The sequence below is a fragment of the Kribbella monticola genome (genome assembly GCF_003261635.1).
Lineage (GTDB): Bacteria > Actinomycetota > Actinomycetes > Propionibacteriales > Kribbellaceae > Kribbella > Kribbella monticola.
Genome location: NZ_QFXK01000018.1, coordinates 58,322 through 71,750, shown reverse-complemented (window position 1 = coordinate 71,750; position 13,429 = coordinate 58,322). Strand labels below are relative to the sequence as shown.

Sequence of the window (13,429 nt, the reverse complement as noted above, 5' to 3'; positions counted from 1 at the left end):
CTCAATCCTTTCCATCGACACCATTGAAAGCTAACAGCGGTGTTGACCCGTTTGCAACACCAGTGATTGTGTACAGTGGTGTCGTGGATGGATTGGACTTGATCGCCGAGTTCCTCAACACGGTCGACCATCGATCGTTCAGCCGGCACGGCCAGAACCATGCCGGCGGCGAGCGGCTGGCGTCGCCGGGGGACTTGGCGGACTGGCTCGCGGAGTACGACCTGCTCGTGGCCGGTGACGAGTTGGATCCGGAGGATCTGAACACCGCCATCGCCCTTCGTACGGCGCTGCGTCAGTCGCTCTCGGGTGAGGTCGATGCGGCGCCGGCCTTCGCGGCGTATCCGCTCCAGCTCGCCGATGACGGTTCGGGCGGGCTGCGAATCGCGGCGCGGTCGGGAAGGCCATGGCTCGACACCATCGTCGAGACCGTGGTCGTGACCGTGGGCCGGGGAGATTGGAGCCGGGTGAAGCTCTGCGCGGCGCCGGATTGCCGGTGGGCTTTCCATGACACGTCGCGCAGCGGTCGAGGGCGCTGGTGCGACATGAATGTCTGCGGCAACCGCCACAAGACCCGCGTCTACCGCGAGCGCCGCCAGCAAGCCGGATGATTCGAAGGAGAAATCCCGTGACGACGGGAACCTGGAGTCCACATACCTGGCGTACCTCGACGCAATGAACGACCGGCGGTTCGACGAGCTGGATCGCTACGTGTGCGACGAACTCGTCTACAACGACAAGGTGCTCACGCGCCAGGAGTACGCCGAGATGATCGCGTCGGATGCTCGTGCGGTCCCGGATCTACGCTTCGAGGCTCACCTGCTGTCCATCGATGGCGATCTGGTGGCCTGTCGGCTCTGGTTCGACTGCACCCCGACGAGTACGTTCCTCGGCCTTGAACCGACAGGGAGTGCGGTCTCCTTTGCCGAGCACGTCTTCTACCGGTTCGAGGGCGGACGGATCGCGCACGTCTGGTCCCTCATCGACCGCGACGCGGTCGCGGCCCAATTCAGCCGCTGAGCCCTCCTGGCCGGTTGTCGTCTTGCCAGCGGTGCGGGCTCGGCTCGGTCAGATTCTTCCGTCGCGATGGGCCTGGTAGGCGGTGGGGACCTTCGGCCGGAAGCCGAGGCTTCGAGCCAGCGAGATGTCCATGTGGCCTTGCCAGGGGTTGGACAGCGGCTCGCCGGAGGACTCGTAGCTCGAGTCGACGAGCTGGGCCATTTCGTAGGCGGTAAGGGGTGAGTCGTCGGCGATGTTGACCGTTTGTCCGTCCAGTTCGCCGGTCAGGGCGAGATTGATCGCGGTCGCGATGTCCTCGTGGTGAATCACGCTGAGTTTGCGCGCGGGATGCCATCCCATCTCGGCCAGTTGGTGCGGTGCCGCTTCGAGATGACCGTCCTGGTCGCCGTACACGAAGGGGAAGCGCAGGATCACCCAGTTCAGTCCACTGGAGCGGACTGCCGCCTCGGCCTGGATCTTGCTGGCCGGGTAGGCGTGCGTCGCCGTCGTGGCGTCGGTCTCGCGACCAGGATGGGTGAGGTCTGGACCGTAGACGTTGGAGGTGCTAGCCAGCAGGAACCGGGCTTGGGGGCTGATGGCTTGCGTTGCGGCGATCAGATTGTGGGTGCCGTCCAGGTTGACCGCCCAGATCCGGGCTTCGTCCGTGGTGCGGAACACGGCGGCCAGGTGAACCACGGCCGTGACGCCGGCCAGAGCTCGGGAAAGCGTCTCCGGATGCAGGATGTCTCCCTCGACTGCCTGAATTCCTTCGGGAACGGTCTTCCCGGGACGCACCAGCGCTCTGCAGTCGATGCCGCTCGCAGCGAATCGCTTCAGCAGACGTGAGCCGACCAATCCGGTGCCACCGGTGACGAGGATCGTCATGGTTACCTGTTCTCCGTTCTGTGGTTGAGAAGACGCTGGGTGGCTTCGCTGAGTACGCGCTGGGCGGTCGCCAGGTCGGCCGGATCGACGCCGGCGAAGGCGACGGTGGTGATCAGCTCGATCGGATCCGGGATCGTGCTCCAGAGCTCGGTGCCGGCCGCCGTGATGCGCAGGACCTTCTGCCGCTGGTCCACGTCGTCGGCAAGCTGTTCGACCAGCCCCTTACGGACCAGAACGCCCGTGATCGTGCTAAGTGTCGCTCGCTCCACCTCGAGCAGGCGGGTGACCTCACGCTGGTTCAACGGCCCGTTGGTGGCGAGCAACTGGAGCACGTACCACTGGGTGTGCCCGAGATCGTAGGGACGCAGCACCGAATCCATCAGCGCCCGGCTGGCCAGAAAGTACCGCTTGGCCCAGACCCCAGCACCGTCCAGATCAGGAGTTCGTATTCTGTTAGCCACCTAACAATCTTGTCAGCTGCCTAACAATTGATCAAGTCGCGCGGCCTCCGCGACCAGACACCCCAAATGACAACAGCTGAACCCACGAAACGTAGGTTCAGCTGTCGCCGATGACTTGAGACATCACAAAGCGCGCCCGGCAGGATTCGAACCTGCGACCAACGGATTAGAAGTCCGACGCTCTATCCAGCTGAGCTACGGGCGCATGGCCGGGCTGGGGGAGCGCGGCACGGATCAGAGTCTCTCAGATTCGGGGGCGATCGTGCTTGTGGGTTACCGGGTGCGTCGGGCGGGTAGGCGTGCGCAGTACGGGAAAGATCGGGAAACACGCGCGGGGGCGCGCACGGGGAGTGAGAAGTGTGGACTGTCGTTCCATCCCGGTAACGCTGAGTGGGCTGTCCTGCCGCGGCGTGGGCTCTACAACTAGGCTGCGGGCATGAGTTACCCCTCAGGAGGCCCGGCCGAGTCGCCACAAGCGGCGGCAGGGCCGGCTTACCCGCCCGGTGGCCCCCAACCACAGCCGAACGTGCTCGGGACACATCCGGTCCCCGGTCAGCGGCGTAACCAGGGGGTACTGATCGGTGTTGTGATCGTGGTGGTGTTCGCGGTCGCGGGGCTGCTCATCTTCGGGATCGTGGCGAGGGCGACCGGTCTCGGCGGGTTCGCCTGGGGGTTGCTGTTCGCGTTCGTACCGGTCGTACCGGTGATCGCGGTGTACCTGTGGCTGGACCGGTACGAGCCGGAGCCGGCGAAGTACATCATCTTCGCGTTCTGCTGGGGTGCGTTCATCGCGACTCTGGCCGCCATTTTCATCAACACCCAGGTCGCCGATCTGCTGCACGAGGCGCACAGCGGCGGCAACCGGTCGGCCGTGTTCGTCGCGCCGGTGGTCGAGGAGTTCGCCAAGGGCTCGGTGATCCTGCTGCTGGCGCTGGTCCGGCGCAAGGAGTTCGACGGGATCATCGACGGACTCGTGTACGCCGGCATGGTGGGCGTCGGCTTCGCCTTCACCGAGAACATCCTCTACATCGGCCGCATCTTCGACGAGCTCTCCAAGGAGTCCGGCAGCGCGGCCGGCCTGCGCGGCGCGTTCCTGCTGTTCCTGCTGCGGTGCCTGGCGACACCGTTCGCCCACCCGCTCTTCACGTCGTTCACCGCGATCGGCATCGGGGTCGCAGTGCGACACCGCAGTACTGCGGTGCGCTACCTGGCCCCGATCGTCGGCTACCTGACCGCAGTACTGGCTCACGGGCTGTGGAACGCCGGAGCGAGCTGGGCCGGCGGCGGCTTCATCGCCGTCTACGTGATCCTGATGTTCCCGCTGTTCGCCGCGATGGTGGCGTTCGCGCTGGTGATGCGGTCCCGCGAAGGGCAGATGATCGCTTCGCGGCTGTACGACTATGTGCGCTTCGGCTGGCTGATCCCGCAGGACGTGCCGCTGATCGCCACCTTGCGGGGTCGCAAGGCGCTGCGGCAGAACGCTAAGCGGTACGGCGTACAGGCTGAGACGGCTGCCAAGGCGTTCCAGCACAACGCCACCGAGCTGGCGTACCTGCGGGACAAGATCGTCCGCCAGGTGATCGGGCCGGAGGCGCTGGAGACCGAGAAGCAGTTGCTGGACGAGCTGCGCCGCCGGCGGCCGAGCGTGCCGTTCCCGCCGATGCCGGCGTTCGCGCAGGCGGTACCGCAAGGTCCTGGTGGCATGTACGCCGCTTCGATGGGTCCCGGTCCCGGGCCGGTGGGGCCTGGTCCGGTGGGGCCTCCGGTGGGTCCCGGTCCGGGGGGTGGGGGATATCCGGGGGGTACTGGTTATCAACCTGCCCAGCCGGGGTATCCCTCGGGGCAACCCAGCTACCCTGCGACCCAATCCGGTTACCCACAGGGACCCCCTGGAGCGCAAGGATCGCCGGGAGGATACGGTCCGTATCCACCGTCGCAGTGAACGCCACCCGTCCAAGCCGCCAAACGGGGTCAAGATGACTTTGCTTCTGCGCTGTCCGACCGGGCACTCTGTGCTCGTGGGCGGAAGCCGTGGCTGACACCAGGTCAGCAGCAGGCGAGGGTTCGGAACCGCGGGTTCCGGCCCAGGCAGAGCCTGCCCACGAACTGGCGAACCTGATCGCCGAATCGGATGCCAAGGGCAAGGGCTTCTGGCGCCGCCTCCGCAAACCCAAACCCGGTACTGCGCCCGCCGGCGCCCCCGAGTCGGCAGAGACCTCGCCGACCCCCGGTACGCCGGACGCCGCAACCCCGTCGTCACCGAGCGCCAACCCGACCACCGACCAGCCTTCGGCGACCACCGACCAGCCTTCGGCGACCACCGACAAGTCTTCGTCCACCACCAACCGGTCCTCGTCGACCACCAACAAGGCAGCGTCGACCACCGACAAGGCAGCGTCGACCACCGATCAGGTCGACTCGACCGTGCCGGGAGCAGCCACAGACGCGCCCGGGTCGACGGACGAGGCTGACACGGCGACGGCTGAGGTCGAGGGTGCAAAGCCCGACGCGGACTCGACGGACAACTCGGGCGCGGCGAGCGACAGGGCGGACTCGACAGACGACTCCGGTGCGGCGAGCGACAGGGCGGACTCGACGGACAGCTCCGGGGTGGCGAGCGGCAAGGCCGGCTCGGCGTCGGGCGAGGTTGAGTCCGTGACGGCCGAGGTCGGCTCGGCTGCGTCAACTGATCACGCCGAGGTCGGCGTGAAGGGTGAGTCGTCTGATGCGGAGAACGACGCTGCGGAGGCCGAGACGGCTGACGCCGAAGGTGCCGCGGAGCCGGTGAAGGCAGACGAGTCGGATGCTTCGGTCAGGCCGGATGCGTCGGTCAAGCCGGATGCTTCGGTTGAGCCGGAGCAGGCAGGCGATGCTGAGCCGGGCGCTGAGGGCGGGACGTCTAACGAGGTAGGGGCGGAAGGCAACGAGTCTGCGGCCGAGGGGACGGACGACGAGGCGGACGAGCGTCACCGGCGGACGGTTGGTGTGGTGTACGAGCCGGAGGAGTCGCCGGACGGATTCCCGCTGGAGTACGGCGACATCATCATCGGACTCCCGAAGCCGGTCGAACTCAAGAAGAGCAAGCCGAACCCAGGAACACCCGCCGAGAACACCGCCGCGTCGTCGGAGGATGCCGCCGATCACCCCGAAGAGGACGAGCCGGCCGCCGAGCTGACCGACCCCAAGGACGGTCAGAACGAGCCCGCGGACGAGACCGAGCCCGCGGCTGAGCAAGCGGAGCACGCAGACGAGTCCGAACCTGCGGCTGAGCACACGGAGCCCGCGGCTGAGACCGAGGCTCCGGCTGAGCTGAGCGAGCTTATGGTCGCGGGTGGCGAGCAGTTCGTGTCAGGCGGCGAAGGTGCCGGGCTGGTGGATGAGGCTGCCCTGGCGGATCCGGCAGAGCCCGACGCCGGCGACGCGGAGAAGGCGAACGCTGAGGAGGCGGAGCAGGCGGCCGAGGGCGGCGAGCCGGCGGGTGAGGCTACGCAGGTTGAGCATGCGGAGCCTGAGGCCGAGCAGGATCACGCCGACGCGGCGAACGCTGAGCACGAGGGCGACCACGCCGGCGCTGCGAACGGTGAGCCCGAGGGGGATCACGCTGACGCTGCGAACGGTGAGCCCGGAGCGGTCGAATCCGCGGATGGTCCGGAGAAGGCCGAAGCGGATGATGCGGGACCGGAGACCGACACTGAGGCTGAGGCGGCCGTAGACGGCGAGCAGAGCGCCGAGAGCGCCGCCCAGAACCTGAGTGCCGAGGACGTCGATGCGGAGAACCTGGGCTCCGGCGACGGCAACTCGCAGGATCTGAGTGCGGACGGCGGCGACTCGGAGGGTCTGAGTGCTGCCAGCGCCGAGCCGGAGGAGTCGGGTGCGAAGGACGGCGACTCGGAGGATCTGAGCGCTGCCAGCGCCGCCCCGGAGGAGTCGGGTGCGGAGGGCGGCGACCCGGACGACCTGGGTGTGGAGGGCGGCGACTCGGCGGATGCGGGCGGCGAGGACGTAGTACTGGATGAGGCCGCGGCGGCGGAGAAGTCTGCTGCTGAGCAGGCTGCTATGGCGCTCATCACCGCGCTGATGCGTCTGCGTGGAGCGCTTGCGAGTAGCAAATTGCCGATCGATGTGGTGGGGGCTGACGAGGCTCGGCAGCAGCAGAAGGCGATGCTGGATCAGCTGGACGACTACATCCTGCCGCGGCTGGTGCAGCTGGAAGCGCCCGTGCTTGCTGTCGTGGGTGGTTCGACCGGCGCGGGCAAGTCGACGCTGGTGAACTCGTTGATCGGACAGGTCGTCAGCGAGCCCGGCGTACTGCGGCCGACCACGCGTTCACCTGTGCTGATTCACAATCCGGTGGACGCCGAGTGGTTCACCGGCGACCGGGTGCTGCCCGGCATGGCTCGTTCCACCGGCGAGAAGCCTGGTGGGATGGAGGATCCGGGTCAGATCCGTTTGGTTGCCGCCGACACCGTTCCGCAGGGCCTGGCGATCCTCGACGCACCCGACATCGACTCGGTCGTCGAAGCGAACCGTGAACTCGCCACCCAGCTGCTCGCGGCCGCGGACCTGTGGCTGTTCGTCACGACTGCAGCCCGGTACGCCGATGCCGTCCCGTGGGAGTTCCTGCAGAGCGCGTCGGACCGCAGTACGGCGGTCGCGGTGGTGCTCGACCGTGCTCCGGCTGACACGATCGACGACATCACCGGTCACCTCGCGCAGATGCTGCTTGAGCGTGGCCTGGGTGACTCGCCGCTGTTCAGCATCAAGGAGACCGTTGTCGACAGCAACGGCATGCTGCCGCCTGAGACGGTTGCCTCGATCAAGGACTGGCTGATCGACCTGGCCGCCGACGCCGAAGGCCGGTCGGCCGTAGTACGCCGTACTCTGCATGGCGCAGTCACCGCGATGACTAAGAAGACGCCGGCGTTCGCGACGGCGGTGCGTGCCCAGGCCGACACGGTCGTCGAGCTGCGGGCGACCGCGGAAACGGCGTACGAGCGGGCCGTCAAGGACATCGCGCAGGCGACGCAGGACGGCACGATGCTGCGCGGCGAGGTGCTTGCCCGTTGGCAGGAGTTCGTCGGCACCGGTGAGCTGCTGAAGGGTCTGCAGACCAACGTCGGCCGTCTGCGCGACAAGGTCCGTACTGCGGTGGTCGGCAAGCCGCCGCCTACGCGTGACCTCAACGATGCGGTCGAATCCGGGCTGGAGTCGTTGCTGCGCGAGCATGCCGAGGCAGCAGCCGAGCGAGCCGAGGAGTCGTGGCAGTCATTGGCTGCTGGGCGCCAATTGCTCGCTGCGGGGGACAAGGACATGGGCCGCATGTCCAAGGAGTTCCCGGCGGCGGCGAGCCGCGCAGTACGGGAGTGGCAGGGCTACGTGCTCGAGCTGGTCCGCAAGGAGGGTGCGGACAAGCGGTCCACTGCCCGGATCCTTGCGTACGGCGTCAACGGGCTCGGCCTCGCGCTGATGATCGTGATCTTCGCCCACACCGCAGGCTTGAGCGGCGCCGAGGTCGGTGTCGGCGCTGGTACCGCAGTGGTCGGGCAGAAGCTGCTGGAAGCCGTCTTCGGTGACCAGGCGGTCCGGACCCTGGCGGCGAAGGCGCGCGCCGATCTGGACGGTAGGGTGCATGCGTTGATGGATGCCGAATTCGCCCGCTACCTGGCTGTGCTCGACCAGCATCCGGTCGATCCCGACGCACCCAGGCGACTGACGGAGGCCGCGCGCGCGGTGGAGGACTGCACGTGACGGGAATTGTGGATACGGTCAAGGGCCTCGTGCGGGGCTCTACCGATGTCCTGACGAAGATCGAGGCACTCGAGGACGCAGCGGAGGCCGGCCAGGGTCGGCTGGATCCCGTAGTACTGAGTGAGGCCTCGCAGATCGTGGATCGGGCCGGCCAACGGTTGCGGATGTCCGGCGATCTCACAGTGGTCGCGCTGGCCGGTGCGACCGGCTCCGGCAAGTCGTCGCTGTTCAACGCACTCACCGGGCTCGACCTGGCAGCCATCGGTACGCGTCGGCCGACCAGTTCGATGCCGCTGGCCTGTGTGTGGGGCGAGGAGCCCGCTGGTGAGTTGCTGAACTGGCTGGGGATCCCGCGACGTCATCAGGTGGCGCACCGCAGCTCACTGGAGGACGCGCAGTCGGAGGACCTCGACGGTCTGGTGCTGCTGGACCTGCCGGACCACGACTCTACCGAGGTGGAGCACCGGCTCATCGTGGACCGCCTGGTTGAGCTGGTCGACGTACTGGTCTGGGTGGTCGATCCGCAGAAGTACGCGGATGCCGCACTGCACAACCGCTACATCAAGCCGTTCGCGTCGCACTCGTCGGTGATGGTGTTCGCGCTGAACCACGCCGACAAGCTGACCGACGAGCAGCGCACCAGCTGTGTCAGCGACCTGACCCGGCTGCTCAAGTCGGACGGCCTCAAGTCCCCGTCGATTGTCGCCACCTCGGCGGTGAGCGGTACTGGTCTGGATGATCTGCGCGCCCTGCTGGTGAAGCGGGTCAACGCCAAGCGTGCTGCCCGCGAGCGGCTCGCCGCCGACGTCGACCGGGTGGCCGACCGGATGGCGAGTCAGTGCGGCAACGCCAAGACGCCCGAGATTGCCAAGTCCGACATCGCCGAACTGGTCGAGGCACTGTCCGACGCATCCGGTGTCCCTGTCGTCGTCGAGGCCGTACGCCGGTCGTACCTGCAGCGCGCTCGGGCAGCGACCGGTTGGCCGGTCACCAAGTGGCTCGGGCGGTTCAAGCCGGACCCGCTGCGCCGGCTCCACCTGGACCAGGGCAGCAAGCAGCAGGGCAAGGCGGCGCGCAAGTCGGCGTCCAACGAGGTGTCGATCGCCCGGTCTTCGTTGCCCGCGGCAACACCTGTGCAACGCGCGCGGATGGACACAGCGGTTCGCAACATCACCAACAAGGCAGCGGCCGGCCTGTCACGCCCGTGGGCAGACTCTGTCCGTACTGCGATTCGCCGGCGCGAGGAGTCGCTCGGGGACGAGCTGGACCAGGCCGTAGCTCGCACTGACCTCGGGGCGAACACCAGCCCTGGTTGGTGGGGCGCTGCGCGGTTCCTGCAATGGGTGCTCTTCCTGGTCGCACTGGGCGGCGCTGTGTGGCTCGCACTGGTTGGGTTCCTGCAGGTGGGTGACCTGGTGCTGCCGAAGTGGGAAGGCATTCCGTACGCGACGATCATGCTCGTCGGCGGCGTCGTGCTCGGCGTACTGGTGTCCGTCGCGTGCCGGCTCTTCGCCAGCAGCGGAGCGAACCGCAGGGCTCGGCTGGTGGCGAAGGCGCTTCGTACCGAGCTGGAGAAGGTTGCCGACAGCCACGTGGTGGCGCCGGCGCGCGAGGAGCTCGAGGCCTACACGCTCTGCCGGGACAAACTGGCCATCGCGCGCCGCTGACCACTCGCTCGGCCTCGACGCGACGGAACTGCCGCTGGGTGGTCAGCTCCGCCGCGGGTCGAGCGGCCGGCAGCGCGACGATTCGCAGTACCGGTCAGACGTAGGCGATTCGCAGTACTGGTCAGAGGTAGTCGTCGACCGGGGTGCGTGGGGCGAACTGGTTGGCCGAGGCTTCGGTGGCGGCTCGCAGTTCTTCGGCACTGACCAGGCCGGAGTCTCGGAGCACCTTCACCCATTCACGGATCGACGCCTTGTTGAACTCGATGACCTCGGGGGAGTTGGCCATCTGCTGAGGGTCGTCGGTCTCCTTGAGTTTGCCTTCGACGTACAGGGCGACGCCGAGCAGGGCGCCGTCCCAGCCGGGACCGACGTACAGCGCGCCGCTGGGACCGCCGAAGTCGGCCGGCACCGAGTGGTCCATCTGGAGCTCCGTGGTGTCGTTGCCCGGGCCTGGGGACAAGCGGATCTCGACCAGGCTGGCTGGACCGCCGAACGAGACCTTGAAGCGTTCCGGCGGCTCGCATTCGAGGATCTCTCCGCCTGCGTTGCCTTCGAGCTGGAAGCTGCCGCCGACCTTCAGCTCGCCGGTGATCGGCATGAACCAGCGACGGATGCGGTCAGGATCCGTCAGCGCGTCCCACACGTCCTCCACCTCTGCTTGATAGGTACGCCGGAGCGTCACGCGCACCTCCTCGCCGGTCTTGCTCACCTGGCGCTGGATCGCGTTGATGTGCTCGAGGATGTCGATCACCTGTCGGCCTCTCTGCTGCGGTTGGAGTCTGTGCCGGTCAGATTGCCAGCCACGACTTATATAAGTCAAGCCTGAAATAGTTATCCCCAGGACGGAAGTCGGTGCGGAGAAGGGCGCTGCCGGCGGGCATCTTCTCTGGTGTCAGGAGTTCGCGACGCAAGGAAGGTTGATGACCATGAGTGAGACCTATCTGGCCGTACAGGGCTGGGTCGGCAGTGATATTCGTCTGAAGGAGGTCTCGGAGGGAGTGTCGGTCGCCTCGTTCCGGCTGGCGGCGACGCCGCAGCAGTACGTCCCTGCCAACGCGAGCTGGGTCGACCGCCCGACGAACTGGTTCACGGTCGAGTGCTGGCGGGCCTTGGCCGTCAACGTGTGCCGTTCCATCGAGCGCGGCCACCCGGTGCTCGTCACCGGCCGCTTCCGCACCACCGAGTGGCAGGACGAAGCCGGCAACCCCAAGTCCCGCACCGTCATCGAAGCAACCTCCGTCGGGCACGACCTCTCCAAAGGAGCCGCAACCTTCACCAGAACACCGTCCCGCGCCCAGTTCCGAACACCCACCGACCAGGCCGAGCTGCCAGAGACGCCCGCCGACGAAGCCCACCACCCCGACACCCCAACCCAACAAGCAGCCTGAGGCCCTCCCAGCGCTCCATTTACGGTCAGCCGCCCCCCGCATTCACCACCTGCTTCGGCCGCTCCCGGCTTGCGGATCCACGTGTGGCCTGCGCATCCACGCCCGGCGGTCCGCAATCACCGTCTGCCTCAGCTTCATCGCGGCGTTCGCGTGCAGCGTCAGTCTTCGGACCCGCGACCGCTTTCACCGTTGTGTGGAGTTGGGAATCCCGCGTTCGTTGGGCGCTGGGCCGGGCGGGTGGTTGGACATGGGCTGTGGTGGGGCGGCAACGGTGGTGGCGGTGGGGTGGTGGGGCGGCAACGGTGGTGGCGCTGGGGTCGTGGGGTCACAGCGGTGGTGGCGTTGGGGTGGTGGGGTGACAGCGGTGGTGGCGCTGGGGTGGTGGGGCGACAGCGGTGGTGGTGTTGGGGTGGTGGGGTGTCAGCGGTGGTGGTGTTGGGGTGGTGGGGTGACAACGGTGGTGGTGTTGGGGTGGTGGGGTGTCAGCGGTGGGGGGGTGACGCCGGTTGGGTTTGGGTGGGGGTGGGGACATAGGCTCTGGGGTATGGCGGAATTCATCTACACCCTTCGCAACGTCCGGAAAGCGCACGGGGACAAGGTTGTTCTCGACAATGTGACGCTGAACTTCCTGACCGGGGCGAAGATCGGCGTGGTCGGGCCGAACGGCACCGGCAAGTCCTCGCTGTTCAAGATCATGGCCGGGCTGGACCAGGCCTCCAACGGTGAGGCGCGGCTGGCCGAGGGCGCGACGGTGGGGATCCTGTTGCAGGAGCCGCCGTTGACCGAGGGCAAGACCGTGCTGGAGAACGTCGAGGAAGGTGTCGGCGACACCAAGGCGAAGCTGGACCGCTTCAACGAGATCTCCGCCGAGCTCGCCGACCCCGACGCGGACTACGACTCGCTGCTCGCCGAGATGGGCGACCTGCAGACCGAGCTCGACCACCGCAACGCCTGGGACGTCGACGCGCAGCTGGAGCAGGCGATGGACGCCCTGCGCTGCCCGCCGGCCGACGCGATCGTGGACAACCTGTCCGGTGGTGAGCGCCGCCGGGTGGCACTGTGCAAGCTGCTCCTGCAGCAGCCCGACCTGCTGCTGCTCGACGAGCCCACCAACCACCTCGACGCCGAGTCGGTGCTGTGGCTCGAGCAGCACCTGCAGAAGTACCCGGGTGCCGTCCTGGCGATCACCCACGACCGGTACTTCCTGGACAACGTCGCCGAGTGGATCCTGGAAATGGACCGCGGCAAGACCTACGGGTACGAGGGCAACTACTCGAAGTACCTGGAGACCAAGCAGCAGCGGCTCGTGGTCGAAGGACAGAAGGACGCGAAGCGGCAGAAGATCCTGGAGCGCGAGCTCGAGTGGGTCCGGTCGAACGCCAAGGCGCGGCAGACCAAGAGCAAGTCCCGGCTGGCCCGGTACGAGGAGCTCGCGGCCGAGGCCGAGCGGTCCAAGAAGCTGGACATCGACGAGATCAACATCCCGGCCGGTCCGCGGCTGGGCAGCACGGTGCTCGAGGTCAGCAAGCTGGAGAAGGGCTTCGGCGACCGCAAGCTGATCGACGGCCTGAGCTTCTCACTGCCCCGCGCCGGCATCGTCGGTGTCGTCGGCCCGAACGGTGTCGGCAAGTCGACGCTGTTCCGGATGATCGTCGGTGAGGAGACCCCGGACGAGGGTTCGCTGAAGCTGGGCGAAACGGTGCGGATCTCGTACGTCGACCAGTCGCGCGGCGGCCTCGATCCCAAGAAGACCGTCTGGCAGCAGGTCTCGGACGAGCTCGACTACATCAAGGTCGCCAACTTCGAGATGCCGAGCCGGGCGTATGTGGCGTCGTTCGGGTTCAAGGGCCCGGACCAGCAGAAGCCGACCGGCGTCCTGTCCGGTGGTGAGCGCAACCGGCTGAACCTGGCGCTCACGCTGAAGATGGGCGGCAACCTGCTGCTGCTCGACGAGCCGACCAACGACCTGGACGTCGAAACGCTGCAGTCGCTCGAGGACGCACTGCTCGAGTTCCCGGGGTGTGCCGTGGTGATCTCCCACGACCGGTGGTTCCTCGACCGCGTCGCCACCCACATCCTCGCCTGGGAAGGCACCGACGAGGACCCGTCCAAGTGGTTCTGGTTCGAAGGCAACTTCGCCGCGTACGAGGCGAACAAGGTCGAGCGCCTGGGCGCCGAAGCCGCCCGCCCGCACCGCGTCACCTACCGCAAACTCACCCGCGACTGATCCACCCGGCTCCCACCGGGCTGCACTCCACCGTTCACACCCACGGCACCACCCGCG

General features: G+C 67.3%; 10 protein-coding genes and 1 tRNA gene. 7 read left to right on the top strand and 4 right to left on the bottom strand.

Annotated elements, in window-relative coordinates; genetic code table 11:
• Positions 1–83 precede the first annotated feature (83 nt).
• Both DIZ26_RS08660 and DIZ26_RS08655 read left to right on the top strand, forming a co-directional pair.
• A complete protein-coding gene (locus tag DIZ26_RS08660) occupies positions 84–608 on the top strand; it encodes a CGNR zinc finger domain-containing protein (RefSeq protein WP_112239309.1) in 525 nt (174 codons plus the stop codon).
• Positions 547–1,017, top strand: coding sequence for an ester cyclase (locus DIZ26_RS08655; RefSeq protein ID WP_112239188.1), 471 nt, complete (start codon positions 547–549; stop codon positions 1,015–1,017). Before DIZ26_RS08660 ends, DIZ26_RS08655 begins: the two co-directional genes overlap by 62 nt.
• Positions 1,018–1,065: 48 nt before the next feature.
• On the opposite strand, the gene DIZ26_RS08650 is transcribed toward DIZ26_RS08655, so the two are convergent.
• From DIZ26_RS08650 to DIZ26_RS08640, 3 genes are all read right to left on the bottom strand, one after another.
• Positions 1,066–1,881 carry an NAD-dependent epimerase/dehydratase family protein gene (locus DIZ26_RS08650; RefSeq protein ID WP_112239187.1) on the bottom strand — a complete coding sequence of 272 codons (816 nt, stop codon included), beginning with the start codon at positions 1,879–1,881 and terminating at the stop codon, positions 1,066–1,068.
• 2 nt (positions 1,882–1,883) lie between these two features.
• On the bottom strand, positions 1,884–2,342 hold the full coding sequence (locus DIZ26_RS08645; protein ID WP_198675994.1) for a MarR family winged helix-turn-helix transcriptional regulator: 459 nt from the start codon (positions 2,340–2,342) through the stop codon (positions 1,884–1,886).
• A 131-nt stretch (positions 2,343–2,473) separates the two neighbouring features.
• A tRNA-Arg gene (locus DIZ26_RS08640) sits at positions 2,474–2,547 on the bottom strand.
• A 231-nt stretch (positions 2,548–2,778) separates the two neighbouring features.
• Between DIZ26_RS08640 and DIZ26_RS08635 the strand changes: the two genes are divergently transcribed.
• The 3 genes from DIZ26_RS08635 (at position 2,779) to DIZ26_RS08625 (ending at position 9,757) form a co-directional block, all read left to right on the top strand.
• Positions 2,779–4,284, top strand: a complete 1,506-nt coding sequence (locus DIZ26_RS08635) for a PrsW family intramembrane metalloprotease (protein WP_112239185.1) — start codon at positions 2,779–2,781, stop codon at positions 4,282–4,284.
• Between the two features lie 89 nt (positions 4,285–4,373).
• Positions 4,374–8,090, top strand: a complete 3,717-nt coding sequence (locus DIZ26_RS08630; protein ID WP_112239184.1) for a dynamin family protein — start codon at positions 4,374–4,376, stop codon at positions 8,088–8,090.
• A complete protein-coding gene (locus DIZ26_RS08625; protein WP_198675993.1) occupies positions 8,087–9,757 on the top strand; it encodes a GTPase in 1,671 nt (556 codons plus the stop codon). Before DIZ26_RS08630 ends, DIZ26_RS08625 begins: the two co-directional genes overlap by 4 nt.
• A gap of 121 nt (positions 9,758–9,878) precedes the next feature.
• Here DIZ26_RS08625 and DIZ26_RS08620 read toward each other — a convergent pair whose 3' ends face one another.
• Entirely contained in the window at positions 9,879–10,508 is a 630-nt protein-coding gene (locus DIZ26_RS08620) for an SRPBCC family protein (protein WP_232828207.1), read from the bottom strand.
• Between the two features lie 175 nt (positions 10,509–10,683).
• On the opposite strand from DIZ26_RS08620, the gene DIZ26_RS08615 reads away from it, so the two are divergent.
• Together DIZ26_RS08615 and ettA are read left to right on the top strand one after the other, a co-directional pair.
• Positions 10,684–11,145 (top strand): single-stranded DNA-binding protein, encoded by a 462-nt coding sequence (locus tag DIZ26_RS08615; RefSeq protein WP_157979653.1) that lies wholly within the window; start codon positions 10,684–10,686, stop codon positions 11,143–11,145.
• Between the two features lie 544 nt (positions 11,146–11,689).
• A complete protein-coding gene (ettA, locus tag DIZ26_RS08610) occupies positions 11,690–13,372 on the top strand; it encodes an energy-dependent translational throttle protein EttA (protein WP_112239181.1) in 1,683 nt (560 codons plus the stop codon).
• The last annotated feature ends 57 nt before the right edge of the window (positions 13,373–13,429 follow it).

Excerpts from the sequence above, each read along its gene's own strand:
- DIZ26_RS08655 (WP_112239188.1), top strand. The coding sequence starts at position 547 with ATGTCTGCGGCAACCGCCACAAGACCCGCGTCTACCGCGAGCGCCGCC.
- DIZ26_RS08650 (WP_112239187.1), bottom strand. The coding sequence starts at position 1,881 with ATGACGATCCTCGTCACCGGTGGCACCGGATTGGTCGGCTCACGTCTG.
- DIZ26_RS08635 (WP_112239185.1), top strand. The coding sequence starts at position 2,779 with ATGAGTTACCCCTCAGGAGGCCCGGCCGAGTCGCCACAAGCGGCGGCA.
- DIZ26_RS08615 (WP_157979653.1), top strand. The coding sequence starts at position 10,684 with ATGAGTGAGACCTATCTGGCCGTACAGGGCTGGGTCGGCAGTGATATT.
- ettA (WP_112239181.1), top strand. The coding sequence starts at position 11,690 with ATGGCGGAATTCATCTACACCCTTCGCAACGTCCGGAAAGCGCACGGG.